Raw genomic sequence first — 23,851 nt, 5'->3', positions numbered from 1 at the left:
CACTCCGATCCGGGGCCGGGTCAGTCCCCGGCCTCCTCGTTGTCATCCAGCTCCGGCTCGTCCTCGGCGCCGTCCATCTCGGTCGGATCGACCCAGCCCAGAAGGACGCGGGCGGTCATGACCATGGTCTGCGCGTCCTCCAGCGTGACGCCGTGGGGTTCCAGCAGGCCGTCATCCTTGACGCGCTGGCCGTTCGCGGTGGTCCAGCCGCCGGCCAGTTCCCAATCCGCGCAGGTGGCGAAATCTTCCAGCGTCTTGATGCCGTCCTTGGCCAGGGCCTCCACCATCTGGGGGGTCAGGCCCTCGAATTCAATGAGGCTGTCCTCGGCGCCCAACTCGCGCGCGGCGTCCAGGGCGGCCTTGTTCTTGGCCTCCAGCACGTCGCGGGCGCGGGCCTGCAATTCGGCCGCGGTGTCCTCGTCCACGCCGTCGATCGACAGCAGCTCGTCCTGGTCGACATAGGCGACCTCTTCGAGATTGGTGAAGCCCTCGGCCACCAGCAGCTGGGCGAAGAACTCGTCCAGGTCCAGCGTCTCCATGAAGAGCGCGGTGCGGGTGTTGAACTCGGCCTGACGGCGCTTGGATTCCTCCTCGTCGGTCAGGATGTCGATGTCCAGACCGGTCAGCTGGCTGGCCAGGCGCACGTTCTGGCCGCGACGGCCGATGGCCAGGGACAGCTGCTCGTCGGGGACGACCACCTCGATCTTGTTGGCCTCCTCGTCGAAGACGACCTTGCTGACCTCGGCGGGCTGCAGGGCGTTCACCAGGAAGGTGGCCTGATCCTCGTTCCAGGGGATGATGTCGATCTTTTCGCCCTGCAATTCGCCGACGACGGCCTGGACGCGGCTGCCGCGCATGCCGACGCAGGCGCCGACCGGGTCGATGCTGCTGTCATAGCTGATCACGGCGATCTTGGCGCGCGAGCCGGGATCGCGGGCCACGGCCTTGATCTCGATGGTGCCCTCGTAGATCTCGGGGACCTCCATCTTGAACAGCTCGGCCATGAACTGCGGATCGGTGCGCGACAGGAAGATCTGGGGCCCGCGGGTCTCGCGGCGCACATCCTTGACATAGGCGCGGATGCGGTCGTTCGGGCGATAGCTTTCGCGGCCGATCTTCTCGTTGCGGCGCAGGATCGCCTCGCCCCGGCCCACATCGACGATGATGTTGCCGTATTCCTCGCGCTTGACGACGCCGTTGATGATGCTGCCGGCGCGGTCCTTGAATTCCTCGTATTGCCGGTCGCGCTCGGCCTCGCGGACGCGCTGCAGGATGACCTGCTTGGCCGATTGGGCGGCGATGCGGCCCAGTTCCACGGGCGGGACCTGTTCCTGGAACGTGTCGCCGACCTGCGGGGCGCCGGCGAAATCCTCGACGCGCTGGCCGTCGCGGATCCAGGCATTGGCCGGGTCGCGCTGGCGTTCGAAATAGGGCTTGGCCTGTTCGGCGGTGAATTCGGCCTGGTAATTCTCCAGCGCCTCGTCCTCGACCACGGTGCGGACGCGGGTGAAGGTGGCGTTGCCGGTCTTGCGGTCGATCTTGACCCGGATGTCCATCTCCGCGCCGTAGCGGGACTTGGCGGCGCGGGCCAGGCTGTCCTCCATCGCCTCGATGACCAGCTCGGGCTCGATCATCTTCTCGCGGGCGACGGCCTCGGCCGTCTGCAACAGTTCAAGCTGGTTGGCAGAGGTGATCGCCATCGCTCACTCCTTGGGTTCTGCGGCGGTGGCGCCGTCATCATCGGTTTCGATCGCGTCGAAGGCGGTTTCGTCCAGGTTGTCGATCTCGACCCCGGCTTCCTTCTTCTGACGCAGCATTTCGCGGATCAGCTCGTCCGTCAGGACCAGTTTCGCATCCGCCAGCAGGTCGAAATGCAGGCCGATCGTGTGGGTCTGACCCTGGTCCTCGATATTGATCAGGATCTCCTCGCCCTCGACGCCGGCCAGGATGCCCTTGAAGCGCTTGCGCCCGTCGATGGGCTGGCCCAAGTCGATGCGGGCCTCGTAGCCCTCGAAGGTCACGAAATCCTTGATCCGGGTCAGCGGCCGGTCGATGCCGGGGCTGCTGACCTCCAGATGGTAATTGTCGGTGATCGGATCCTCGACATCCAGCGTGGCGCTGACCGCGGTCGAGATGTCGGCGCAATCGTCCACGTTGATGCCGCCATCGGGCCGGTCGGCCATGATCTGCAGCGTCGCGGTCTTGCCGCCCTGCAGGCGGATGCGCACCAGCTCATAGCCCAGATCCTCGATCACCGGGGTGATGATCTCGGCCAGGCGGCGGTCGATGGCGGTCTTCGCGATCAGGTCGTTGGTGGACGTGGCCGCGGTCGGCGTGCCGGGTTCGGGAAGGCCGGGTTCGTGCAGATCGTCGGACATGGGATCCTTTCGGACATGAAAAAGGGGCCGTCAGCGGGCCCCATGCGGATGTTCCGGTGGGCAGGGTTTGGACGCCTGCACCGCTGTTGACGGGGATATAGCCGCAACCCCGCCCGATTGCAAGCCCATCAGCGGCCCGCCGCCCCGGGATTGTCGCGCCAGATGCGCCAGTTCAGCCCCGCGGCCACCACCAGCCAAGCCAGATAGGGCAGCAGCAGCAGCGCGGACCGCCAGTCCAGCTGCCAGAAGGCCACGATCATCGACGCGACCGTCACCAGCAGCGTCAGGATCACGACCATCCCCAGGGCGATCTGGCGCGCGCCGAAGAAGACCGGCGTCCAGAGCGTGTTCAGCGCGATCTGGGCCGACCACAGCGCCAAGGCCATGCCCGCGCCGGGCAGGGTGGCCACCCGCGCCGCCGCCACCGCCGACAGCAGGTAGATCGCGGACCAGGCGACCGGAAAGGCCCATTTGGGCGGGGTGAAGGCAGGCTTTCGCAGCGCGTCATACCACGCGCCGGGGCGAAAGATGATGCCGGTCGCCGCGGCGGCGGCGCTGGCCAGCAGAAAGATCATCAGCAGATCGAAGGTCATCGGCGGGCCTTTCGGGCACGATCCTCGTCGCGGATCGAATCCATCACCGCGACCAGTTCGGCGGTGATGCGGGGTTCGGAGAGCGCATGGCCCGAGGCGGGCACCAGCCGCAGGTCGCATCCCGGCCAGCCCTGCGCCAGGGCATGGGCGCTGGCCGGGGGGCAGACCATGTCATAGCGGCCCTGCACGATGATCGCGGGCAGATGCGCGATGCGGTGGCGGTCGCGCAGCAGCTGGCCCTCGTCCAGAAAGCAGCCATGGCTGAAATAGTGATTCTCGAGCCTGGCGAAGGCGCGGGCGTAATCGGGGGGCGCATGGCTGACCGCGGCCGATTGCAGGCCCGCCAGCGCGTTCTCCCACATCAGCCAGGGCTGGGCATAGCGTGCCTGCCGCCCGGGATCGTCGTCAAAAAGGCGCGCGTGATAGGCGCCGATCATGTCATGGCGCTCGGCTTCGGGGATGGGGTCCTGGAACCGCGCCCACAGATCGGGAAAGAACCGCGCCGCGCCGCCGCCATAGAACCAGTCCAGTTCGGCCCGGGTGCCCAGAAAGACGCCGCGCAGGATCAGCCCGGTCGCGTGATCGGGATGGGCCTCGGCATAGGCCAGGGCCAGCGTCGCCCCCCAGCTGCCCCCGAAGAGCAGCCAGCGGTCGATCCCGAGGCGGCGGCGGATCGTCTCGATATCGGCGATCAGATGCGGGGTGGTGTTGGCGGTGACCGACGCGGTCGGGCGCGACCGCCCGCAGCCGCGCTGATCGAACAGGATCACCCGGTAATGGTCGGGGTCGAAGAAGCGCCGCATATAGGGGCTGCACCCGCCGCCGGGCCCGCCATGCAGCACCAGCACGGGCCGCCCGCGCGGATTGCCGCATTCCTCGACATAGAGGACATGGCCGTCACCCACGTCGATCATGTGGCGGTCGAAGGGCTCGGCCGCCGGGTGGAGGCGGCCATGTGCCGCGGTGATTTGTCCTGCCAATCGGTCCATGACTTTACTATAAGTGCTGATGACGCCGCCCGCCAGAAGGACCGCCCATGCGCAGCATCGATCAATCCGAGATCGCCAAGTTCGAGGCCATGGCCGCCGAATGGTGGGACCCTGCGGGCAAGTTCCGCCCGCTGCACCAGATGAACCCGCTGCGGCTGGACTACATCGCCGACCAGATCGCGGTGGAATTCGGGCGCGACCGGCGCGGGCTGCGCCCATTTGCGGGGCTGCGGGTGCTGGATATCGGCTGCGGCGGCGGGCTGGTCGCGGAACCGATGGCGCGGCTCGGGGCGCAGGTGACCGGGGCGGATGCGACCGAGGTGAATATCGGCGTCGCACGCGCCCATGCCGAACAGCTGGGGCTGGAGATCGACTATCGCGCGACCACGGCCGAGGCCTTGGTCGAGGCGGGCGAGGGCTTCGACGTGGTCCTGGCGCTGGAGATCGTCGAGCATGTGGCCGACCCGGCCGATTTCGTGGCCACCTGCGCGGCGCTGCTGCGCCCGGGGGGGCTGTTGATCCTGTCGACGCTGAACCGCACCATCCGCAGCTTCGGCGCGGCGATCATCGGGGCGGAATACGTCCTGGGCTGGCTGCCGCGGGGCACGCATGACTGGAACCGCTTCCTGACCCCGGACGAGCTGACGGCCAAGGTCCATGCCGCCGGCCTGATCCTGGCGGATCGCAAGGGCATGGTCTTCAACCCCATCGCGCGCAGCTGGCGGCTGTCGGATCGGGACCTGGCGGTGAACTACATCATGACGGCGCGGAACTGAGCCTCAGTCGCGGGGCGGGTCGGCCTCCAGCCGCTGGCGCAGCTCGCGCAGGACAGGCAGGGCGCCGCGCACCCGGTCGGCGCCGATGTCGCGCACCACGCCGGTGATCAGCGGCATGAAGGCCGATATGGCCTGATCGCGCGCCGCCCGCCCCGCCGTGCTGATCGACACGAACTTGCGCCGCGCATCGTCCCAATCGGGGCGGATATGCACATGCCCCGCCCATTCCAGCCGCGACAGCGTGTTGGTCATCGCGCCGCGGGTGACGTGGAAGGCATCGGCCAGCTGGGCCGGGGTGCGTTCCTCGTTCACATGGGCCAAGAGGTTCAGCACCGAGAAATGCGAGATCTGCATCCCCTTGGGCAGGGCCTTCTGGATCAGGTTGCGCGACAGCTGTTCGGTGATCAGCACCTCGGCGAACAGGCTGGCGGCCAGGCGGTCGGGCGACCGGCCTCCGGCCATGCTGTCCGGTGCCGCCTCGGGGCCGTCAGGAAATGTCGCGCGGTCGGTCATCGGTCTCCGGGCCCCGGAAGGGGCGGTCATGGGTCAGCGAGGGGATGCGGGACCGTGCCTCATCCACCGCCGAAAGGTCAAGGGAAACAATGACCACGCCGGGCGCGGATCCGCCATCGGCCAGGACCCGGCCCCAAGGGTCCACCGCCAGGCTGTGGCCATGGCTGCGCCGGGGCGGGCGGTCGGGGCTGTGCGGGGCGGGATGGGTGCCGCATTGCGCGGCGGCCAGCACGAAGCACCCCGTCTCGATCGCGCGGGCGCGCAGCAGCACCTCCCAATGGGCGGCGCCGGTCTGGGGGTGAAAGGCCGAGGGGACGGTCAGCACCCGCGCCCCCGCCTGCGCCAGCCGCCGATAAAGCGCCGGAAAGCGCAGGTCATAGCAGATGCTGAGGCCCAGGGGCACCATCCCCGCCCGCGCCAGCACCGCCCGGTCGCCGGGGCGGTAGGCGGCGCTTTCGCGAAAGGTCTGGCCGTGATCCAGCGCCACGTCGAACATGTGCAGCTTGTCGTATCGCGCCGCGATTGCGCCGTCCGGGGCGATCAGGAAGCCGCGATTGGCGAATCGCCCATCCTCATCCCCGGTCGCCAAGGCCAGCGAGCCGATCTGCAGCCAGATCCCCAGCTCCGCCGCCAGCGCACGCAGGGCGGCCAGGGTCGGATCGTCGTCCTGACGCATCAGCATGCGGGCCTGATGGGCGCGGTCGGGCGACAGGATGTTCGTGGCCTCGGGCGTCAGGATCAGGGTGGCGCCCCGGCCCGCGGCCTCGCGGATCAGGGCGGTGGTCGCGGGCAGGTTCGCCCGCGGGTCGTCGCCGACGGTCAGCTGAACCAGCCCGGCCGTCAGCGACGCGCCCGCCATCAGGCGGCGCCCTTCAGCAGCGGGTCCAGCTTTCCCGCCCGTTCCAGCGCATAGAGGTCGTCGCAGCCCCCCACATGGGTCTGGCCCACGAAGATCTGGGGCACGGTCCGGCTGCCTCCGGCGCGCTGCGTCATGCGCGAGCGCAGGGACGGGTCGGCGCCGACGTCGATCTCGTCATAGCTGACGCCCTTGCGGTCCAGAAGGTCCTTGGCGCGGATGCAGAAGGGGCAGGTGCGGGTGGTGTAGATCTGAACGGTCATCGGTCCTCACGTCTTGGGGTCAGCGCCCTATCTAGTGATCCTTGACCGCCCGTGCCACCACCGCCATCGAAACGGGCCCCGATCCCGCCGCCAGAAGCGCCGTCGCCGCCGCCGTGATCGTGGCCCCCGATGCCATCACGTCATCGACCAGCAGGACCGGCCGCCCCTGGATCATCGCTGCATGGCGCGGATGCAGGGCCAGGGCGCCCTGCTGGTTGGCGAATCGCTCGGCCGCGCCGCGGCGGTCCTGGGGCGCTGTGTGGCGGCACCGCCGCAACAAGTCGGCGCAATGGTCCAGCCCCAGATCGCGCGCCAGCCGGGCCGAGATCTGGGCCGACTGGTTGTATTTCCGCCGCACCAGCCGGCGCAGGTGCAGCGGCACGGGCGCCACGACCATCCCCTCGCAGGCCAGGGGGCGCGCGGCCCGGGCCAGCCATCCCGCCAGGGCCGGTGCCAGGTCCAGCCGGTCGCCATGCTTCAGCGCCAGGATCAGCTTGCGCCCCGTACCGCCATAGACCATCGCCGCGCGGCCCCGCGACCAAGGGCGCATCGCCCCAAGGCAGTCGTCGCAGACCAAGGCCTCGTCGCTGCCGGTGCCGTCATCGGGCAGGGGCGCCCCGCAGCAGTCGCAGCAGGCGCCGGTGATGAATTCCGCATCGGGCCAGCAGTCGGGGCACAGATGCACCGCCCCCGCGCCGCCCTGGGCCACGCCCGCCCCGCAGGACAGGCATTGCGGCGGGTAAAGCAGGCTCAGCGCCGCTTTCATCGCCCCCGAAAGCACCCTATGGTCCAACCCCATGAGCGACACCGCATCCCCCCGTCCCGCGCTGACCGACCGGACCGCCCTGGCCCGCCAGCGCGACCGCGCCCTGCGGTCGGGCCTGGTGGACCTGTTCCACCAGATCGCCGCCGACGAGATCCACGATAGGCTGACCGAGGTTAACAGAACCTTTACGGATCCCGCCCTGGTCACGGGTTTTCCCGACCTCTGGGCGGCGCGTTTCCCCCAGGCCCGCGTGATCGCCGACGATCCGGTGCTGGACCTGCAGCCCGGTGCGCATGACCTGGTGATCCACGCTTTGTCGCTGCATTGGGCGGATGATCCGGTGGGCCAGCTGATCCAGTGCCGCCGCGCGCTGCGGCCCGACGGGCTATTCCTGGGCGTCTGCTTCGGCAACCAGACCCTGGCCGAGGCCCGCGCCGCCCTGGCCTTGGCTGAATCCGAGGTAACGGGCGGTCTGTCCCCCCGCATCCTGCCCATGGCCGAGATCCGCGACCTGGGCGCGCTGCTGCAGCGCGCGGGGCTGGCCCTGCCGGTGGCCGATGCGCTGCATCAGCGCGCCAGCTATCGCGACCTGATGCATCTGGGCCGCGACCTGCGCGCCATGGGCGAGGGCAATGCCATGGCTGCCCGCCAGCGCCGCCCCCTGCGGCGCGCGGTGCTGGCCCGCGCGGCGCAGCTCTTGGCCCAGGACAGCCCCGACCGCGACGATCCGTCCCGTGTCGCCGTCAGTTTCGATCTGGTCTTTCTGACGGGCTGGGCCCCGTCGGACAGCCACCCCAAGCCGCTGCGTCCCGGCTCGGCCCAGAAATCGCTGGCCGAGGCCTTGACCGAAATCAGGAAAAGATGATGCGACCCACCCATGCCCCCGCCGACCATCCCGCGATCAAGCCCGCCAAGACCGGCATCCTGATCGCCAATCTGGGCACGCCGGACGGCTATGATTACTGGTCGATGCGCCGCTATCTGAACGAGTTCCTGTCCGACCGCCGGGTGATCGACATCGCGCGCTGGAAATGGCAGCCGCTGCTGCAGGGGATCATCCTGACCACGCGGCCCTTCAGCTCGGGCAAGAACTACAAGCTGATCTGGAACAACGAGGCGAATGAAAGCCCGCTGATGACGATCACCAAGTCCCAGACCCAAATGCTGGCCGAACGCGCCCATCAGGAATGGGGCGATCAGGTGATGGTCGATTTCTGCATGCGCTACGGCAACCCATCGACCCATGACGTGCTGGACCGGATGGTCAAGGCGGGCTGCCGGCGGATCGTGTTCCTGCCGCTCTATCCGCAATATGCGGGGCCGACCTCGGCCACGGCCAATGACCAGCTGTTCCGCGCGCTGATGGAGCAGACCTGGCAGCCCTCGGTCCGCACGGTGGACCCCTATGTGGACCGGCCCGACTATATCAAGGCCCTGGCCGACAGCGTGCGCCGTGCCTTGGGCGACACGGTCCCCGCCAAGCTGGTCGCCAGCTATCACGGCATGCCCAAGCGATACCTGATGCAGGGAGACCCGTACCACTGCCAGTGCCAGAAGACGTCGCGCCTGCTGCGCGAGGAGCTGGGCTGGCCCGAGGGGATCATCGACACCACCTTCCAGTCGGTCTTTGGCCGCGAGGAATGGCTGCGCCCCTATACCGTCGAACATGTGGCCGAGCTGGCGCGTCAGGGCCATACCGACATCGCGGTGATCTCGCCCGCCTTTTCGTCCGACTGCATCGAGACGCTGGAGGAGATCAACGGCGAGATCAAGGAGGCCTTCGAGGAGGCGGGCGGCCATGGCTTCACCTACATCCCCTGCCTGAACGACGATCCCGCCCATATCGAGGTGATGATGAACATCGTGCGCGAGAACATCGCAGGCTGGGTCCGGGACTGAGGCGGGGAACCAGGACCCGTCGCATCGGTTGGGTATCCAACAGATGACACAGGAGGGTTATTCCGATGACCGATGACAGCAGGACCGCCAGCGCCGAGGAAAAGCGCGCCCTCAGCAAGGACGAGTTGGAGCTGGCCGACCGCGCCCGCCATCCCGCCTTGGGCGACCTGTCCGACAGGGAGCTGTCGGACCTGGTCGGGCTGCTGCGCGACCGCCGCAACCGCGCGCGTGACATCGGCGACCGTCAGGGCCGCGAGGCGCGTGGCAAGGCGGATGCCTCGGGCGCCGCACCGGCGGCGGGCAATGCGGGCACGCTGACCAAGCAGGACTATCTGTCGGCGGCACTGGACCGCGCCACGGCCGAGCGCGAAAAGCGTCAGGGCGGGGGCGAGGCCGAGGGCGGCGACCAGAAGGCCCTGTCCGAAAAGGCGCTGCAGATGAAGACCGAGGCCGACGCGGCCAAGGCCGATGACGACAGCGGCGCGATCCATCCCGACGACCCGAATGCCGATCCCGGCAAGGGCGATCTGGCCGACAAGGAGCGCCGCACGGCACCCTCGGGCGCGCTGGACCATGCAGGCGAGCTGCCCTCGCGGGAACGGTCGCGCACCCGTTACTGATGTCGGCATGACTGCCGGTGACAGCCGCCCCCGACGAGGCGGCTGTCGTCGTTTCAGGTCATGACCAGGACCTGGGTGCCGACCTTGGTCAGGCTGAACAGCTCGGCGATATGTTCGTTATAGAGGCCGATGCAGCCGTTCGAGGACCGCCGCCCGATCTTACGCGTGTCATGCGTGCCGTGGATGCGGTAATATTGCCAGGTCAGCCACAGCGCATGGGTGCCCATCGGGTTGTCGGGCCCGGGGGGCACGAATTCCGGCCATTCCGGGTTGCGTTCGCGCATGGCGGGGGTGGGGGCCCAGCTGGGGCCCTCGACCTTGCGGATGATCTCGGTCCGGCCGGTGCGGACCAGATCGGCGCTGACCGGGATCGAGCTGGGATAGACCCGATAGGTCGATCCGTCCTCGCCCCAGAAATGCACCGCGCGCGATGTCAGGTCGCAGAGCACCGCGCCATTGGTCAGGTTCTGAAAATGCGGCCGCCAGTCCTGGCCGCGAAAGCTGGAGATGTTGTGCTGGGGCGCGGGGCCGGTGGCCACGGGCGCGCCGGTCGCGGGGTCGATCTCCTGCGCCCATGACGGCAGGGCCAGGCCGGCGGCGCCGAGCGCCGCAGCCGAGCCCAGGAAGGCCCGGCGGTTGAGAAAGGATGACGTGCTCATCGTCTCAGGTCCTCGTTCGGATCACCGCTCTTGCGGGGCGGTCTGCGGGGGAAATCGGGCCGGGCAGGGCAGGCGCCCGGCACGCTGAAAAAGATAGCGCGCGATGTGATTCGCGACAATTCACGCTGGCGTTCCGGGGCGTTTTGGCACCACCCGTGGCCGGTTTGCATCGATCACGCCAAGTTGGGTTTGAACCCGCCCGACCCAACGGTTAGGACTGGGGCAAGCAGGCGAGGGAATGGGCTGGAAAATGATGAATATCAACGTGCTTGCCATGGTTTCGCTGGTCGTTCTGGGGGCGTGCATGCCGCGCAACCTTGCCCCGGTTCCGGCGATGGCCCCGGTCGATCCGGCCGCCGCGATGGCGCCCGCGGCCGATGATCCGGCGGCGATTTCCGCGCGCGTGCTGCAGCAGGTCAACATCCTGCGCGCCAATATCGGCGCGCCCGCGCTGATGCCCAATCCCCAGCTGGACGCCGCCGCCGCCGCCCATTCGCGCGACATGTCCGCCCAGAACCGCGCCTGGCACTGGGGCTCGGACGGGTCCTCGCCGCTGGACCGCGCCCGCCGCCAGGGTTTCATGGGCACCATCGTGGGCGAGAACATCTCGGAGACCTACGAGAACGACATGGAGACCCTGGCCGCCTGGATGTCGACCCGCGACACCCGCGACGTGATCATGGACCCGTCGGCCTCGCAGTTGGGCTTCGCCTTCTTCCGCGAACCGTCGGGCAAGGTCTGGTGGACGCTGCTGACCGCCCGCTGACATGAAAAAGGCCCCGGCGGTGCCGGGGCCGTGCCCGTCATGGCGGACGCGATCAGGCGCGGATCACGACCGGGGTATGGGGCAGCAGCATGGCATAGATCTCCTCCATCTCCTGGTCGGTGACGGCGATGCAGCCGGCCGTCCAGTCGCGCGCCTGCGGGAACAGGTAGTTGCCCTGCGGCCCGCGGCCATGGATGAAGATGTCGCCCCCCGGATCGCGGCCATGGGCGGCGGCGAAGGCGCGGTCCTGCTCGTTGGGATAGTTGATCCCGACCGACAGATGGAAGGCGCTGCGCGGGTTGAAGCGGTCGATGAAATAGACCCCTTCCGGCGTCTTGCCGTCGCCCGAGAACTGCTTGTGGCCGATGGGCTGGTTGCCCAGGCTGACATCATAGGACCGGATGACCTGCTGGCCGCTCAGCAGATGCATGCGGCGCTGGCCCTTGTTGATATGGACCTGGGTGATCGGGGGACCGTTGTAGCGCTGGAACTTGCTTGCCTGTTGGGGGCGTCCACAGGCGGCCAGCAGGGCCAGCATCGAGATCGTGAACGTCCGACGGGTCGTGTTGCTCATCACTGCCTCTGAAGCGTTTTTCATTATTTGTGATCCGGGAATACCACGGATGGGCCAGCCCTGCCTAGCCAAGGGTTAAAGATGCGACGATTTCCACATGGGCCGAGAACCGGAACTGGTCGACCACCTGCAGATCGCGAATCACATAGCCGGAATCGGCCAGAATCCGCGCATCCTTGGCAAAACTGACCGGATCGCAGGAAACCGAGGCGATGCGCTGCACGCGCGATGCGGCGATGTGACGCGCCTGCGCCTCGGCCCCGGCGCGGGGCGGGTCGATCACGATCGCGTCAAATGCCGACAGCTCGTCCGGCAGCAGGGGGCGGCGCGCCAGGTCGCGGATCTCGGTCGTCACGCGCTGCAGGCCGGGGGTCCGGCGCCGTGCCGAATCAAGGGCCTGCAGGGGCGCGGCCAGCCCTTCGACCGCATGGACCGCGGCGTCCTCGGCCAAGGGCAGGGCGAAGGTGCCGCAGCCGCTGAAGAGATCCGCGACATGGCGCGCCCCCCGCGTGGCGTCGCGGACGGCGGCCAGCAGCGCGGCCTCGCCCTCGGCGGTGGCCTGCAGAAAGGCGCCGGGCGGCGGCACGACCATCGCGCGGCCCATCGGCAAGGCGGGGCTGCGCCGGGTGATCGCTTGGCTGTCCCAGTCCAGCCGGGCCAGGTCGCCCTCCTCGGCCAGGGCGGCCAAGGTCTGGAACAGCGCGGCATCCATCGGCTTGCCGCCGCGCACGGCCACGTCCAGCCCGGCAGGGCCGTGGATGACCACCAGCGACAGCTCGCCCATGCGCGACGCCCCCGCCACCACGATCCGGCGCAGCAGCGGCAGGGCGGCGGTGATCTGGGGCCGCATCACCTGGCATTCGACCAGATCGACGATCACCTGCGAGCCGCGGGCGTGAAAGCCCAGAAGCGCCCCTTTTTTGGTGCGCCGCCCCGACAGGACCGCCCGGCGCCGCGATTGCAGGGGCGAGGTCCGCACCAAGGGCACCGGCGCGGCGATGCCTTGGGCCTCCAGCGCGGCCTGGACCACGCCGCGTTTCCAGTCGGCAGTGAAATCCGCATCCGCATGCATCAGGGCGCAGCCCCCGCAGGCCCGGAAATGCGCGCAGATCGGGCGCACCCGGCGATCCGAGGGCGTCACGATCCGCGGGGTCGCGATGCGGCCGTCCTGGGCGTCGCCCTCGATCACCTCTCCGGGCAGGGTCAGGGGTGCGCGGGCGCGATCGGCGCCGCGATGGGCCACGCCGTTGCCGCCCCGGTCCAGCCGCGCGACGGTCCAGGTCACTGGGCGGCCTCCTCGGTGCCCAGAAAGCCGCCGGACTGGCGGCTCCAGTATCGGGCATAGCGGCCGTCGCGGGCCAGCAGGGCGTCATGGCTGCCCTCCTCGACGATGCGGCCATCCTCGATCACGATGATGCGGTCCAGTTCGGCGATGGTGGACAGGCGGTGGGCGATGGCCAGGACCGTCTTGCCGGCCATGGCGCGGGTCAGGGCCTGCTGGACCTGGGCCTCGACCTCGCTGTCCAGGGCGCTGGTCGCCTCGTCCAGGACCAGGATGGGGGAATCCTTCAGGAAGGCGCGGGCCAAGGCGATGCGCTGGCGCTGGCCGCCCGACAGCTTGACGCCGCGTTCGCCCAGATGCGCGTCATAGCCGGTGCGCCCCGCATGGTCGCGCAGTGTCAGGATGAAGTCATGCGCCTCGGCCGCGCGGGCGGCGGCGACGATCTGGTCCTGGGTCGCGTCGGGGCGGCCATAGCGGATGTTGTCGCGGGCGGATCGGTTGAACATGGCGGTTTCCTGGGTGACCATCGCGATCTGGCGGCGCAGGCTTTCCTGGGTGACCTGGCGCAGGTCATGGCCGTCGATGCGCACCGCGCCGCGTTCGACATCATAGAGCCGCAGCAGCAGCGCCACCATCGTCGATTTCCCCGCCCCCGAGGCGCCGATGATGCCGATCCGTTCGCCCGGCGCGATGTCCAGCGACAGATCGCGGATGCCGCCCTCGTCGCGGCCATAGGCGAAATCCACCCGGTCGAAGGTGACCCGGCCCGCCACGCGGTCCAGGCTGCGCGCGCCGGGCGCGTCGGTCAGGTCATGGGGCGGGGACAGGGTGCGCATGCCGTCCTCGACCTCGCCGATATTGCCCCACATGCCCATCAGCGCCATGCTGACCCAGCCCGTCATCTGCGACAGGCGCATGGCGATGGCGCCCGATGCCGCGACATCGCCCACCGTGGCCAGCCCCTCGCGCCACAGCAGGATCGCGCCCCCCACCAGCACCACCGGCAGGATCCCCGCGATCACCATCAGCGACAGCCGGAACCAGGTCGAGACGACGCCGAAATCCAGCGCGCGCTCGCGAAACCCCGCCATTGCGCCCAAGGCGGCCTGATCCTCGTGATCGGCATGGGCGAACAGCTTGACGGTCTTGATGTTGGTGATCGTGTCCACGACCTGGCCCGTGACATTCGCCCGCGCCGAGGCCCGCGCCCCGGACTTGGCCCGGATGCGCGGCAGAAAGAACCGGATCAGCGCCAGATAGAGCCCCATCCAGACCAGCAGCGCCAGCGCGCTGTAGCCGTCCACCGCCAGCAGAAACAGCGCCGAGCCGATGACCGAGGCCAGGGCGAAGGCCACGACGTTCACCATCTCGGAGGCGACGTCGGTGACGGCGCGGGCGGTCTGCATCTGTTTCTGCGCCAGCCGCCCGGCAAAGTCGTTGTCGAAAAAGGTCACCGCATGGCCCATCGTCCAGCGATGCAGGCGCGACAGGACCAAGGGCAGGATGTTCGGCCCGATGATGACGTTGGAACTGGCCGTGGACAGCCCGAAGATCGCCGGGCGCAGGATCAGGAAGAACCCCGCGAACAGCGCGACCAGCCCCCAGTTCTGCGCCCAGAACGTCCTCGGCGCGCTGGAGGCGACGGCATCGACCACCATCCCCAGCAGCAGCGCCGAGACCACGTCTGCCACCCCGCCCAGGGCCGATGCGAAGGCCGCGAAGCCCAGGCCCGGCCAGGCCCCCGACAGGCACCAGCGGAAAAAGGACCACAGGCTGCGGGGCGGCGCGCCCTCGGCGGGGCGGAAGGCGTCGACCATGCGGCCGAAACGGGTGTGCAGGCTCATGTCGGGTCCTTTGCGGCCAGATGCGCGGCGTCGATCAGCGCGGGCGCGGGCAGGGTGAAACCCGATGCGATCCAGGCCCGTTCCGCAGCCCTGAGCGCGCGGCCCAGATCGGCGCCCTGCAACGGCGCCAGATCGGCGGCCGAGACGGGCATCGGCGCATCCGCCGCCCGCGCCACGCGGTCGCGCCAGTCGGGCGGCAGGGCCAGGCCCTGGGCCAGGATCAGCATGCCCAGATCCAGCCCCGCGGGCACGCCGTGGCGCCATGCCGCCTCGGCCGGATCGGTGCCCGCGGCCAAGGCGTCCCGCAGCCGGGCCAGCGCGCGGCCATCGGCGCGCGACAGGCGCAGCGCTTCGGTCGGATCGCCGCTGGCCAGCGCGGCCAGGCGCCGCAACCAGGGGCCGGGCGCATCCTCGGCCCGCAGCAGGGCCGCCAGCCGGTCGGGGCGGGCACCCGGCAGAACCTGGTCCAGCACCCCCGCCCGCGCCATCAGCGCGACCGAGGGGCCGGGATCGGGCGCGGCCAGCAGCTTGCGCATCTCGGCCCCGATGCGTTCGCGGGCGATGCGCGCCAGCCCCGCGGCATGACGCCCGCAGGCCTCCAGCGCGGCGGGATCGGCATGGCGGCCATAGCAGGCCAGAAAGCGGAAGAAGCGCAGGATGCGCAGGTAATCCTCGGTGATGCGGGCATCGGGATCGCCCACGAAGCGCAGCCGCCGGTCAAGCAGATCCGCAAGCCCGCCCATCGGGTCCAGCACCTGCCCCGCCCGGTCGGCATAGAGCGCGTTGATGGTGAAATCCCGCCGCGCCGCGTCCTGGGCCAGGTCGCGGGTGAAGGCCACGACGGCGTGGCGGCCATCGGTCTCGACATCGCGGCGAAAGGTGGTGACCTCGAAGCCGCGGCCCTCGCAGACCAAGGTGACGGTGCCATGGTCGATCCCGGTGGGCACGGCGCGCAGACCCGCCGCGCGGGCCAGGGCGATCACCCGGTCGGGGGTCGCGTCCGTGGCGATGTCGATATCGTCCACCGCCCGGTCCAGCAGGGCGTTGCGCACCGCTCCGCCGACCAGAAAGGCGCGGTCGCCCTGACGCTCCAACGCGTCGAGCACCCGGCCGAGCGCCGGATCGGCCAGGATATGCCCCGGCAGCCGCGTCATCGCGCCAGCCCCCGGGCCAGGCCCAGCAGGATCCGCGCCGTCGCCCCCCAGAGGTAATAGGGCCCGAAGGGCGCCGCGTGATAGCTGCGCCAGCCGCCGCGCCAGCGCCGCCGCTCGATCCGGTATCGGGCCGGGTCGGCGACATGGGCGAAGGGCAGGGCGAAGACCTCGTCGACCTCGCCCGCCTCGGGGACGGGGGTGAAGGATCGGTCGATCACCGCCAGGACGGGTGTCACGGAAAACCCGGTGACGGTGCGGTGCGGGGGCAGGGTGCCCAGCACGCGCAGATGGTCGGAGGGCAGGCCGATCTCCTCGCGGGCCTCGCGCAGGGCGCAGGCCACGGCATCGGCATCGCCGGGATCGACCTTGCCGCCGGGCAGGGCGATCTGGCCCGGATGATGGCGCAGCCCCGAGGCGCGCTTGGTCAGGACCAGCCGCCCGTCATCCGCGTGAAAGGCCGCCAGCACGCCCGCCGGGCGCAGGGCCGTGCCCGGCGGGGTCACGTCGGGGTTCAGGTCGTAATCCGAACTGGGCCCCGGCGCCGCGCGCAGCGCACGGGTCAGATGCGCCTCGGACCAGATCACCCGGCCGCCTTGTCGGCATCCGGCCCCTCGGGCAGGGGGTTGCCGTCGGCATCCACCGTCGCCTCGAATCCCAGGCTCGCGGGGTCGAATTCGTAATGCGCGCCGCAGAACTGGCAATCGGCGGTGACGATGCCCGCATCCGTGGTCATATGCCCGATATCCTTGGCCGAATAGATGGCCAGCGTGCCGCGCACCCGGTCCGAACTGCACGAGCAGCCGAATTCCACCCGATGGGCGTCGAAGACGCGGGGCGTCTCCTCGTGGAACAGGCGCAGCAGCAGGTCGGTCGGCCCGACCGAGGGGCCGATCAGCTCCAGCGTCTCGACCGTATCCAGAAGGATGTTGGCGCGGTTCCAATCCTCGGATTCCGCGCCCTGCAGGATGTCGGCGGCCTCGATCAGCCCACCCTCGCCGGTGCCGCCGCCGACCGGGTCGGCGGGTTGGGCGGGCAGGGTCTGCAGCATGACGCCGCCGGCGCGCCACTGGGCGGGCTGGCCGGTCATGCGCGACTGGCCCGAGGCGAGGTGGAACCGCGTCGGCAGCTGTTCGGATTGCGCGAAATAGGTCTGCGCGCAGGCCGAGAGCGAGCCGCCCGCCAAGGGGGTGATGCCCTGATAGGGGGTGGATCCCGGGCCTTGGTCGATCAGCACGGCGAAATACCCCTCGCCGATCTGCTCGAAGGGGGCGCGCCCGTCCAGGCGATCGGCGTCGAAGCTGGCCCATGCCCGGATGCGGGCCGGGCTGCCATCGGCCTCGGGGGCGAAATAGTCGGCGGCCAGGGTGCGGATCGCGCCGGTGCCGCGGACCTGCAGGCTCAGCTTCCAGCGCAGCTTGACGGTCGGGCCGATCAGCGCGGTCAGCAGCGCGATCTCGGCCACCATGGCGCTGACGGCGGGAGGATAGTCATGGCGCGTCAGGATATGGTCCAGAACACCGTCCAGCCGCACGACGCGGCCGCGGATGGCGCTGCGGTCCAGTTGAAAGGGCAGGACCGTATCGTCCCAGGCTATCTGGTTGACTTTGTTCATTATCTATCCTTGAGGGGCAGGCGGCACCGCAGCTGTGGGCCAGGTTGGGGCCAATATAGGACATTTTGCGGCAATCCCAAGGGGGGGGCGCCCGCATGGCTTCCCGCGCCCGCCGCGCCGCGCTATCACGGCGCTGTCCCAGCCCCGAGGTCCCATGATCCCCCGTTTCGGCCCCCCGCCCCGTATCGGCCGCAGCCACCGCCTGCGCCCGGGGGCCTATGCCATCCTGATCCGCGACGGCCGGGTGCTGCTGACCCATCAGCAAGCGCCCGAGCCGGAATTCCAGCTGCCCGGCGGCGGCGTCGATCCGGGCGAACACCCCGTCGCGGCCCTGCATCGCGAGGTCCGCGAGGAGACCGGCTGGAGCATCGGCACGCCGCGCCTGTTGGGCTGCTATCGCCGGTTCTGCTTCATGCCCGATTACGGGTTTCACGCGGAAAAGCTCTGCGCGATCTGGCTGGCCCGGCCGATCCGGCGCCTGTCGGCCCCGACCGAGCCTGGCCACAGCGCCCATTGGATGCCCCCCGCCGAGGCGCTGGACCGCCTGACCGATCCCGGATCGCGCGCCGCGCTGCGGCACTGGATGGGCTAGTCGTCCAGCCGGATCACCTTGCCCGTCCCGCGATGTTCGATCAGGATCGCGGACATGTCGTCCTGGCGTTCGCCGCGGCAGTATTCCGACACGGACCAGGCCATGGATTCCAGGAAGGAATGCCCTTGCAGGAAGGCGTTGGTGCGCATCACCGCCTCCAGCCCGTCATTGCCCAGCTGGCGGCCGTTCGGGGTCGCGGCCTCGGTGATCCCGTCCGAGGCGATCAGCAGCCGGTCGCCCGGATCCAGGGTGATGTCGATCTCGTCAAACAGCGGGTGTTCGAAGACCCCGACCGGCATGCCGCCCTGTCCCAGATGCTGGACCTGGCCGTCGGCGCGCTGCAGGGCCGGGTGGGGATGGCCCGCCTGGACCATCCGCAGCCGCCCCGAGACATGGTTCAGCTCGGCATAGATCATGGTGAAGTAGGTGTCGGTGTTCATCTCCTCCAGCATCATGTTGTTGAAGAAATGCGCCAAGGCGGCGGGTCCGACGGAATCGCTGCCCGCCTGCGCGCCGCGCAGGGCGATGTTCTGGTCCGACGATCCCGACAGATGCACCGAAAGCTGCGCCGTCAGCAGCGCCGCCGTCACCCCGTGGCCCGACACGTCCAGCGCATAGAGCCCCACCCGTTCCGGGCAGATCGGAAAGAACCCCACCAGGTCCCCGCCGATATGGCCCGCCGGACGCAGCAGCAGGCTCAGCTCGAACTGGCCGAAGCGGCCCGATCGTTCGCGCACCAGGCCCTGCTGCAGCTTGCGGGCCTCGCGCAGGTCGCGTTCGATCGCGGCCTGGGTCTCGGACAGCTGGGCCAGCGCGGCGCGCAGCTGGGTGTTGCTGGCGCGCAGCTCCTCCTCGACGCGCAGGATGCGTTCGCCGGCGGCGATGCGGGCCAGAAGCTCCTGCGGCGCGACGGGCTTGTGCAGGAAATCGTCGGCCCCCGCCTGCAGCCCCTCGGTGATGGCGCGGGCATCGGGATTCGATGTCAGCAGGATGAAATAGCCGTAATTGGGCCGCGACATCGCCCGGAAGGCAGCGCAGAATTCCAGCCCGGTCATGCCCGGCATGTTCCAGTCCGACAGGACCAGATCCGGGGCAAGGCGCGCGCAGATGGCCAAGGCCTCGTCCCCCGTGGCGGCCTCGGCCACCTGATAGCCGCCGCGTGTCAGCAGCCGCGCCAGCAGCCGCCTCTGGGCGGCGCTGTCATCGACCAGCAGCACCAGCCGCGCGGTGGGGGGCGTGGGCAGGGTAACCTTGGCGGAGGGGCGATTCGCGGCTGTCATGGGGACTGGATAAGCCACGGGGGGTAAAGACAAGGTAAACCCCAAGGTATTGTCGGCATTAAACCTTTTGAAATCGTCGCAGCCTATGGTGAAACCAGTCTGACGATTCGAAAGGTCACGGACATGATCGACTGGAACCGAGTGATCGACCTGCGCGACGCGATGCGCCCCGATGATACATGGCCGCTGATCGAGGCCGTGCTGACCGAGATCGAGGCGCATCTGTCCGCGCTCGACCGCCGCGTGCCCTATCTGGCCGAGGATCTGCACCTGCTGTTCGGGCTGGGCGCGACGATCGGGTTCAGCGATTTCTGCGACCTGTGCCGGCGCGGCGAACAGCAGCTGTCGCAGACCGGTCGGTTCGACCTGGGCATTCCGGCGCTGCGGGCCAGCTTCGGCCATGCGCGCCAGCTGTTCCTGCGCGACCTGCCCCATGTGATCGGCGACGACCGCCCCGACGAGGCCAGCGCCCGCGCATCATGACCGGGATCAGACCAGCAGTTCGGACAGGATCCCGTCATTGGTGATGTCGCGATAGGCAAAGCCCGACTGGTCCAGCCGCGCCATCAGCGCCGTCAGGTTCGCAGGCTCCGAGGTCTCGATCCCGATCAGCACCGAACCGAAGTTGCGCGCCGATTTCTTGAGGTATTCGAACCGCGCGATGTCGTCGTTCGGGCCCAAAAGCTCCAGGAAATCACGCAGCGCGCCGGGGCGCTGCGGCATGCGCAGGACGAAGTATTTCTTCACGCCCTGGAAGCGCTGCGCGCGTTCCTTGACCTCGGGCAGGCGCTCGAAATCGAAATTGCCGCCCGAGCAGACCGCCACGACCGCCTTGCCCGACAGATCCCCCAGATCGCCCAGCACGTCCAGCGCCAGCGCGCCCGCAGGCTCCAGCACGACGCCCTCGGTGTTCAGCATCTCCAGCATGGTGCGGCAGATGCGGTCCTCGGGGGCCAGATGCACGTCATGTTCCGAAAACCGCGACAGCGCCTCGAAGGGCAGGGCGCCGATGCGCGCCACCGCGGCCCCGTCGACGAAGCTGTCCACGGCGGGCAGGGCCACCGGCGCGCCCGCGCGCAGCGCCGCCTGCAGGCTGGCACCGCCCAGGGGCTCGGCAAAGGCGAAACGGGTGTCCGGCGCCTCGGTCGCCAGCAGCTTGGTCACGCCCGCCGACAGGCCGCCGCCGCCCACGGGCAGCACGACCAGATCGGGCGCGCGGCCCAGCTGGGCCAGCATCTCCAGGCCCACGGTCGCCTGGCCCTCGATGATGTCGGGCGCGTCGAAGGGCGACAGGAACTGCGCGCCCTCATCGGCGCAGAAGGCCTGGGCCGCGGCCAGGGTCTGGTCGAAATAGTCGCCTGTCAGCACGATCCGCACCGCATCGCCGCCGAACATCCGGGTCTTGGCGATCTTTTGTCCCGGCGTGGTGACGGGCATGAAGATCGTGCCCTGCGCGCCGAAATGGCGGCAGGCATAGGCCACGCCCTGCGCATGGTTGCCCGCGCTGGCACAGACGAAATGGCCCGGCGCGCCGCCGCCCACCAGCTTGCGCATGGCGTTGAAGGCGCCCCGCAGCTTGTAGCTGCGCACGGGCGTCAGATCCTCGCGCTTCAGCCAGATCTCGGCGCCGTATTTCGCCGAGAGGTGGTCGTTGCGTTGCAGGGGCGTAGGCTCGAACAGGTCGCGAAGCGCGGCCTCGGCCAGACGGACGGCGGCGGCAAAGTTTTCCATGCCCCGCCCATGCCGCGAAACGCGCCCCTTGGCAAGCCGTCAGCGCAGCGCACGCTCTTCGACGAAATGCCCCCAGAGGGTGGTGATCAGCGACAACGTGATCAACGCGCCCAGCCAGGACAGCGCCGCATGCACCAGCACCGCCTGCGTCACCGATGTCGATGCCATCGACCCGATGACATGCGGCATCAGGGTCTGCGCCGCCGTCGTCGCCAGACCTAGCAGCAGGAAGGTCGATCCCCGACCCTTCGTCGCCGCCCATGCGGCCCCCCAGGGCCGGGAATGGCGCAGCGCCGCGCCCGGCAGCACCGTCAGCAGGCGCAGGATCAGCGCGTTCAGCAGCACGTTGCCGGCGAAAGCCACGGCGACGATCCAAGCGGGCTGGCTGCCCAAACGCACCGCCACGCCGAGCAGCAGGAAGGCCGCCGCCATGGCGGGCATCAGGGCCAGCAGGACCATGCCCAGCCGACCCAGATAGGCCAGCATCTGCCGCCCGCGCCCGGCGTCGCGCAGACGCGCGGGCTCGCCCAGCAGGATGTGGCGATGCCACGCGACCGCCATCGCGACATGGAGGGCGATGGCCAGCAGCATCGCCGCCTCAAGCGGCACGACGCCCCCACCCTGGACCCGCAGCTGCGGTGTCCCCACCAGCAGCATCGGTCCCGCCGCAAAGCCCAGCCACAGCAGCCCGGGCAGCAGCGACAACCGCAGCGTGGCGCCCCGGTTGCCCAAAAGCTGCCGGACGGCATGAAACACCAATCGACAGGCCAGCATCAAATCACCTGATTGAAATCGCGCTCACGCTAATCGCCCCCGAACCCTTGTGACAACGCGCAAATCGCCGTATTCCCGCTGAAACTTCGACGAAGGGTTAACCGCATGTCCGACGCGCCGAAAAAAGTCGTCCTCGCCTATTCGGGGGGGCTTGATACCTCGATCATCCTGAAATGGCTGCAGACCGAATATGGCTGCGAGGTGGTGACCTTCACCGCCGATCTGGGCCAGGGCGAGGAGCTGGAGCCCGCGCGCGAGAAGGCGCTGATGCTGGGCATCGCGCCCGAGAACATCCACATCGTTGACGTGCGCGAGGAATTCGTGCGCGATTTCGTCTTCCCGATGTTCCGGGCCAATGCGCTCTACGAGGGGCTGTATCTGCTGGGCACGTCGATCGCCCGGCCGCTGATCTCGCAGCATCTGGTGCGGATCGCGCAGGAATCGGGCGCGGATGCGGTGGCGCATGGCGCGACCGGCAAGGGCAACGACCAGGTCCGGTTCGAGCTGTCGGCCTATGCGCTGGACCCGTCGATCAAGGTGATCGCGCCCTGGCGGGAATGGGACCTGACCAGCCGCACCAAGCTGATCGAGTTCGCCGAGAAGAACCAGATCCCCATCGCCAAGGACAAGCGCGGCGAGGCGCCGTTCAGCGTGGACGCGAACCTGCTGCACACCTCCAGTGAGGGCAAGGCACTGGAGGACCCGGCGGTGGCCGCGCCCGACTATGTCTATCAGCGCACCGTGAACCCCGAGGACGCCCCCGATCAGCCCGAATTCATCGAGGTGACATTTGAGAAGGGCGACGCGGTCGCGATCAACGGCGAGGCCATGTCGCCCGCCACGATCCTGACCAGGCTGAACGAACTGGGCGGCGCGCATGGCATCGGGCGCCTCGACTTCGTCGAGAACCGCTTTGTCGGCATGAAGTCGCGCGGCATCTATGAGACGCCGGGCGGCACGGTCCTGTTGGAGGCCCATCGCGGCATCGAGCAGATCACCCTGGACAGCGGCGCGGGCCACCTGAAGGATTCGATCATGCCGCGCTATGCGGAGCTGATCTATAACGGCTTCTGGTTCAGCCCGGAACGCGAGATGCTGCAGGCCCTGATCGACAAGTCGCAGGAACATGTCACCGGCACCGTGCGGCTGAAGCTCTACAAGGGTCTGGCAACCTGCGTGGGCCGCTGGTCGGATCATTCGCTCTATTCCGAGGCGCATGTGACTTTCGAGGACGACGCCGGCGCCTATGACCAGAAGGACGCTGCGGGCTTCATCCGCCTGAACGCGCTGCGCCTGAGGCTGATCGCCAACCGCAACGCCCGTGTGGCGAAATGACCGCCGGGGCCGCCCGCATCGCCATCGTCACCGTCAGCGACCGCGCGTCGCGGGGCGAGTACGAGGACAAGGGCGGCCCCGGTGCCGAGGCCTGGCTGCGGGGCGTCATCACCTCGCCCATGACCATCGACCGCCACATCATCCCCGACGGCCGCGACAGCGTGGCCAGCACCCTGCGCGACCTGGCCGACGGTGGCGCGGACCTGATCCTGGTCACCGGCGGCACCGGCCCCGCCCCGCGCGACCTGACGCCCGAGGCGGTCGCCGACATCATGGACAAGGAACTGCCCGGTTTCGGAGAGGAGATGCGCCGCGCCTCTCTCCGCGAGGTGCCGACCGCCATCCTGTCGCGCCAGACCGCCGCGATCCGCGGCAAGACGCTGATCATCACCATCCCCGGCAAGCCCGCGGCCATCGCGACCTGCCTGGACGCGGTCTTTGCCGCCGTCCCCTATTGCTTGGACCTGATGGGCGCGGCCCGGATCGAGACCGACCCGCAGCGTTTGGAGGCGTTCCGCCCCAAATCAGCCTGATCGCCCTTGCTTGGCGTGGCGATTGGGTATTTGGACCTAGTTGTTTGATCCCACGGTTTGAT

At 69.2% G+C, this 23,851-nt stretch carries 27 protein-coding genes; 9 read left to right on the top strand and 18 right to left on the bottom strand.

The window, feature by feature from the left end; translation table 11 throughout:
* Positions 1 to 20: 20 nt before the first annotated feature.
* The 4 genes from nusA to pip form a co-directional block, all read right to left on the bottom strand.
* Entirely contained in the window at positions 21 to 1,700 is a 1,680-nt protein-coding gene (gene nusA, locus JHW48_RS13475) for a transcription termination factor NusA (RefSeq protein WP_119885228.1), read from the bottom strand.
* A gap of 3 nt (positions 1,701 to 1,703) precedes the next feature.
* Complete coding sequence (gene rimP, locus JHW48_RS13470; protein WP_119885227.1) at positions 1,704 to 2,378, bottom strand: ribosome maturation factor RimP; 675 nt, start codon at positions 2,376 to 2,378, stop codon at positions 1,704 to 1,706.
* Between the two features lie 128 nt (positions 2,379 to 2,506).
* Entirely contained in the window at positions 2,507 to 2,971 is a 465-nt protein-coding gene (gene tspO, locus JHW48_RS13465) for a tryptophan-rich sensory protein TspO (RefSeq protein WP_119885226.1), read from the bottom strand.
* Positions 2,968 to 3,960, bottom strand: a complete 993-nt coding sequence (gene pip / locus JHW48_RS13460; RefSeq protein WP_119885225.1) for a prolyl aminopeptidase — start codon at positions 3,958 to 3,960, stop codon at positions 2,968 to 2,970. Before pip ends, tspO begins: the two co-directional genes overlap by 4 nt.
* Positions 3,961 to 4,007: 47 nt before the next feature.
* On the opposite strand from pip, the gene ubiG reads away from it, so the two are divergent.
* Positions 4,008 to 4,736, top strand: a complete 729-nt coding sequence (gene ubiG, locus JHW48_RS13455) for a bifunctional 2-polyprenyl-6-hydroxyphenol methylase/3-demethylubiquinol 3-O-methyltransferase UbiG (RefSeq protein ID WP_119885224.1) — start codon at positions 4,008 to 4,010, stop codon at positions 4,734 to 4,736.
* Positions 4,737 to 4,739: 3 nt separating this feature from the next.
* Here ubiG and JHW48_RS13450 read toward each other — a convergent pair whose 3' ends face one another.
* From JHW48_RS13450 to JHW48_RS13435, 4 genes are read right to left on the bottom strand one after another with little or no spacing between them, the layout of a single operon-like run.
* The gene (locus tag JHW48_RS13450; protein WP_170152227.1) at positions 4,740 to 5,198 is read right to left on the bottom strand and encodes a MarR family winged helix-turn-helix transcriptional regulator; all 459 of its coding nucleotides are present in this window, start codon (positions 5,196 to 5,198) and stop codon (positions 4,740 to 4,742) included.
* A gap of 25 nt (positions 5,199 to 5,223) precedes the next feature.
* The gene (locus JHW48_RS13445) at positions 5,224 to 6,093 is read right to left on the bottom strand and encodes a carbon-nitrogen hydrolase family protein (protein WP_119885243.1); all 870 of its coding nucleotides are present in this window, start codon (positions 6,091 to 6,093) and stop codon (positions 5,224 to 5,226) included.
* A 14-nt stretch (positions 6,094 to 6,107) separates the two neighbouring features.
* The gene (gene grxC, locus JHW48_RS13440) at positions 6,108 to 6,368 is read right to left on the bottom strand and encodes a glutaredoxin 3 (RefSeq protein ID WP_119885222.1); all 261 of its coding nucleotides are present in this window, start codon (positions 6,366 to 6,368) and stop codon (positions 6,108 to 6,110) included.
* 31 nt (positions 6,369 to 6,399) lie between these two features.
* On the bottom strand, positions 6,400 to 7,134 hold the full coding sequence (locus JHW48_RS13435) for a double zinc ribbon domain-containing protein (protein ID WP_119885221.1): 735 nt from the start codon (positions 7,132 to 7,134) through the stop codon (positions 6,400 to 6,402).
* 31 nt (positions 7,135 to 7,165) lie between these two features.
* On the opposite strand from JHW48_RS13435, the gene JHW48_RS13430 reads away from it, so the two are divergent.
* From JHW48_RS13430 to JHW48_RS13420, 3 genes are all read left to right on the top strand, one after another.
* Positions 7,166 to 7,999 (top strand): methyltransferase domain-containing protein, encoded by an 834-nt coding sequence (locus JHW48_RS13430; RefSeq protein WP_119885220.1) that lies wholly within the window; start codon positions 7,166 to 7,168, stop codon positions 7,997 to 7,999.
* Positions 7,996 to 9,033, top strand: coding sequence for a ferrochelatase (hemH, locus tag JHW48_RS13425; RefSeq protein ID WP_119885219.1), 1,038 nt, complete (start codon positions 7,996 to 7,998; stop codon positions 9,031 to 9,033). Before JHW48_RS13430 ends, hemH begins: the two co-directional genes overlap by 4 nt.
* A 65-nt stretch (positions 9,034 to 9,098) precedes the next feature.
* Positions 9,099 to 9,653 carry a hypothetical protein gene (locus tag JHW48_RS13420; protein ID WP_119885218.1) on the top strand — a complete coding sequence of 185 codons (555 nt, stop codon included), beginning with the start codon at positions 9,099 to 9,101 and terminating at the stop codon, positions 9,651 to 9,653.
* A 53-nt stretch (positions 9,654 to 9,706) separates the two neighbouring features.
* Here JHW48_RS13420 and JHW48_RS13415 read toward each other — a convergent pair whose 3' ends face one another.
* A complete protein-coding gene (locus tag JHW48_RS13415) occupies positions 9,707 to 10,312 on the bottom strand; it encodes a L,D-transpeptidase (protein ID WP_119885217.1) in 606 nt (201 codons plus the stop codon).
* Positions 10,313 to 10,562: 250 nt separating this feature from the next.
* On the opposite strand from JHW48_RS13415, the gene dalA reads away from it, so the two are divergent.
* Complete coding sequence (gene dalA, locus JHW48_RS13410) at positions 10,563 to 11,078, top strand: divisome-associated lipoprotein DalA (RefSeq protein ID WP_272835630.1); 516 nt, start codon at positions 10,563 to 10,565, stop codon at positions 11,076 to 11,078.
* 52 nt (positions 11,079 to 11,130) lie between these two features.
* Here dalA and JHW48_RS13405 read toward each other — a convergent pair whose 3' ends face one another.
* From JHW48_RS13405 to hslO, 6 genes are all read right to left on the bottom strand, one after another.
* The gene (locus tag JHW48_RS13405; protein ID WP_119885216.1) at positions 11,131 to 11,652 is read right to left on the bottom strand and encodes a L,D-transpeptidase family protein; all 522 of its coding nucleotides are present in this window, start codon (positions 11,650 to 11,652) and stop codon (positions 11,131 to 11,133) included.
* 64 nt (positions 11,653 to 11,716) lie between these two features.
* Positions 11,717 to 12,937 (bottom strand): class I SAM-dependent RNA methyltransferase, encoded by a 1,221-nt coding sequence (locus JHW48_RS13400; protein ID WP_119885215.1) that lies wholly within the window; start codon positions 12,935 to 12,937, stop codon positions 11,717 to 11,719.
* On the bottom strand, positions 12,934 to 14,778 hold the full coding sequence (locus JHW48_RS13395) for an ABC transporter ATP-binding protein (RefSeq protein ID WP_119885214.1): 1,845 nt from the start codon (positions 14,776 to 14,778) through the stop codon (positions 12,934 to 12,936). Before JHW48_RS13395 ends, JHW48_RS13400 begins: the two co-directional genes overlap by 4 nt.
* The gene (locus JHW48_RS13390) at positions 14,775 to 15,932 is read right to left on the bottom strand and encodes a CCA tRNA nucleotidyltransferase (RefSeq protein WP_119885213.1); all 1,158 of its coding nucleotides are present in this window, start codon (positions 15,930 to 15,932) and stop codon (positions 14,775 to 14,777) included. The genes JHW48_RS13395 and JHW48_RS13390 overlap by 4 nt, the downstream gene beginning before the upstream one ends.
* Positions 15,929 to 16,516: an NUDIX hydrolase gene (locus JHW48_RS13385; RefSeq protein ID WP_119885212.1), complete on the bottom strand. Its 588-nt coding sequence runs from the start codon at positions 16,514 to 16,516 to the stop codon at positions 15,929 to 15,931. The genes JHW48_RS13390 and JHW48_RS13385 overlap by 4 nt, the downstream gene beginning before the upstream one ends.
* Positions 16,513 to 17,544 (bottom strand): Hsp33 family molecular chaperone HslO, encoded by a 1,032-nt coding sequence (hslO, locus tag JHW48_RS13380; RefSeq protein WP_119885211.1) that lies wholly within the window; start codon positions 17,542 to 17,544, stop codon positions 16,513 to 16,515. The genes JHW48_RS13385 and hslO overlap by 4 nt, the downstream gene beginning before the upstream one ends.
* Positions 17,545 to 17,698: 154 nt before the next feature.
* On the opposite strand from hslO, the gene JHW48_RS13375 reads away from it, so the two are divergent.
* Positions 17,699 to 18,136 (top strand): NUDIX domain-containing protein, encoded by a 438-nt coding sequence (locus tag JHW48_RS13375; protein ID WP_119885210.1) that lies wholly within the window; start codon positions 17,699 to 17,701, stop codon positions 18,134 to 18,136.
* Here the strand turns inward: JHW48_RS13375 and JHW48_RS13370 are convergent.
* On the bottom strand, positions 18,133 to 19,416 hold the full coding sequence (locus JHW48_RS13370; RefSeq protein WP_119885209.1) for a PP2C family protein-serine/threonine phosphatase: 1,284 nt from the start codon (positions 19,414 to 19,416) through the stop codon (positions 18,133 to 18,135). The two genes, JHW48_RS13375 and JHW48_RS13370, sit on opposite strands and share 4 nt — an antisense overlap.
* A 123-nt stretch (positions 19,417 to 19,539) precedes the next feature.
* Between JHW48_RS13370 and JHW48_RS13365 the strand changes: the two genes are divergently transcribed.
* Positions 19,540 to 19,899, top strand: a complete 360-nt coding sequence (locus JHW48_RS13365; RefSeq protein WP_119885208.1) for a hypothetical protein — start codon at positions 19,540 to 19,542, stop codon at positions 19,897 to 19,899.
* 6 nt (positions 19,900 to 19,905) lie between these two features.
* Here the strand turns inward: JHW48_RS13365 and ilvA are convergent, their stop codons facing one another.
* Together ilvA and JHW48_RS13355 are read right to left on the bottom strand one after the other, a co-directional pair.
* Positions 19,906 to 21,147 (bottom strand): threonine ammonia-lyase IlvA, encoded by a 1,242-nt coding sequence (ilvA, locus tag JHW48_RS13360; RefSeq protein WP_119885207.1) that lies wholly within the window; start codon positions 21,145 to 21,147, stop codon positions 19,906 to 19,908.
* Positions 21,148 to 21,186: 39 nt separating this feature from the next.
* Complete coding sequence (locus tag JHW48_RS13355) at positions 21,187 to 21,903, bottom strand: hypothetical protein (RefSeq protein WP_147388051.1); 717 nt, start codon at positions 21,901 to 21,903, stop codon at positions 21,187 to 21,189.
* Between the two features lie 123 nt (positions 21,904 to 22,026).
* Here JHW48_RS13355 and JHW48_RS13350 point away from each other — a divergent pair, with 123 nt between their 5' ends.
* Entirely contained in the window at positions 22,027 to 23,256 is a 1,230-nt protein-coding gene (locus JHW48_RS13350; protein WP_119885205.1) for an argininosuccinate synthase, read from the top strand.
* Positions 23,253 to 23,789: a molybdopterin adenylyltransferase gene (gene mog, locus JHW48_RS13345; RefSeq protein WP_119885204.1), complete on the top strand. Its 537-nt coding sequence runs from the start codon at positions 23,253 to 23,255 to the stop codon at positions 23,787 to 23,789. The genes JHW48_RS13350 and mog overlap by 4 nt, the downstream gene beginning before the upstream one ends.
* Positions 23,790 to 23,851: the final 62 nt, after the last annotated feature.

This window comes from Paracoccus aestuarii (genome assembly GCF_028553885.1).
GTDB classification, from domain to species: domain Bacteria; phylum Pseudomonadota; class Alphaproteobacteria; order Rhodobacterales; family Rhodobacteraceae; genus Paracoccus; species Paracoccus aestuarii.
The sequence above is the reverse complement of the archived record's forward strand: the minus strand, read 5'-3'. Positions and strand labels throughout refer to the sequence as shown.

Coding starts and splice junctions, on each gene's coding strand:
- nusA (WP_119885228.1), bottom strand. CDS start 1,700: ATGGCGATCACCTCTGCCAACCAGCTTGAACTGTTGCAGACGGCCGAG.
- rimP (WP_119885227.1), bottom strand. CDS start 2,378: ATGTCCGACGATCTGCACGAACCCGGCCTTCCCGAACCCGGCACGCCG.
- tspO (WP_119885226.1), bottom strand. CDS start 2,971: ATGACCTTCGATCTGCTGATGATCTTTCTGCTGGCCAGCGCCGCCGCC.
- pip (WP_119885225.1), bottom strand. CDS start 3,960: ATGGACCGATTGGCAGGACAAATCACCGCGGCACATGGCCGCCTCCAC.
- ubiG (WP_119885224.1), top strand. CDS start 4,008: ATGCGCAGCATCGATCAATCCGAGATCGCCAAGTTCGAGGCCATGGCC.
- JHW48_RS13450 (WP_170152227.1), bottom strand. CDS start 5,198: ATGGCCGGAGGCCGGTCGCCCGACCGCCTGGCCGCCAGCCTGTTCGCC.
- grxC (WP_119885222.1), bottom strand. CDS start 6,368: ATGACCGTTCAGATCTACACCACCCGCACCTGCCCCTTCTGCATCCGC.
- JHW48_RS13435 (WP_119885221.1), bottom strand. CDS start 7,134: ATGAAAGCGGCGCTGAGCCTGCTTTACCCGCCGCAATGCCTGTCCTGC.
- JHW48_RS13430 (WP_119885220.1), top strand. CDS start 7,166: ATGAGCGACACCGCATCCCCCCGTCCCGCGCTGACCGACCGGACCGCC.
- hemH (WP_119885219.1), top strand. CDS start 7,996: ATGATGCGACCCACCCATGCCCCCGCCGACCATCCCGCGATCAAGCCC.
- JHW48_RS13420 (WP_119885218.1), top strand. CDS start 9,099: ATGACCGATGACAGCAGGACCGCCAGCGCCGAGGAAAAGCGCGCCCTC.
- JHW48_RS13415 (WP_119885217.1), bottom strand. CDS start 10,312: ATGAGCACGTCATCCTTTCTCAACCGCCGGGCCTTCCTGGGCTCGGCT.
- dalA (WP_272835630.1), top strand. CDS start 10,563: ATGATGAATATCAACGTGCTTGCCATGGTTTCGCTGGTCGTTCTGGGG.
- JHW48_RS13405 (WP_119885216.1), bottom strand. CDS start 11,652: ATGAGCAACACGACCCGTCGGACGTTCACGATCTCGATGCTGGCCCTG.
- JHW48_RS13395 (WP_119885214.1), bottom strand. CDS start 14,778: ATGAGCCTGCACACCCGTTTCGGCCGCATGGTCGACGCCTTCCGCCCC.
- JHW48_RS13390 (WP_119885213.1), bottom strand. CDS start 15,932: ATGACGCGGCTGCCGGGGCATATCCTGGCCGATCCGGCGCTCGGCCGG.
- hslO (WP_119885211.1), bottom strand. CDS start 17,544: ATGAACAAAGTCAACCAGATAGCCTGGGACGATACGGTCCTGCCCTTT.
- JHW48_RS13375 (WP_119885210.1), top strand. CDS start 17,699: ATGATCCCCCGTTTCGGCCCCCCGCCCCGTATCGGCCGCAGCCACCGC.
- JHW48_RS13370 (WP_119885209.1), bottom strand. CDS start 19,416: ATGACAGCCGCGAATCGCCCCTCCGCCAAGGTTACCCTGCCCACGCCC.
- JHW48_RS13365 (WP_119885208.1), top strand. CDS start 19,540: ATGATCGACTGGAACCGAGTGATCGACCTGCGCGACGCGATGCGCCCC.
- ilvA (WP_119885207.1), bottom strand. CDS start 21,147: ATGGAAAACTTTGCCGCCGCCGTCCGTCTGGCCGAGGCCGCGCTTCGC.
- JHW48_RS13350 (WP_119885205.1), top strand. CDS start 22,027: ATGTCCGACGCGCCGAAAAAAGTCGTCCTCGCCTATTCGGGGGGGCTT.
- mog (WP_119885204.1), top strand. CDS start 23,253: ATGACCGCCGGGGCCGCCCGCATCGCCATCGTCACCGTCAGCGACCGC.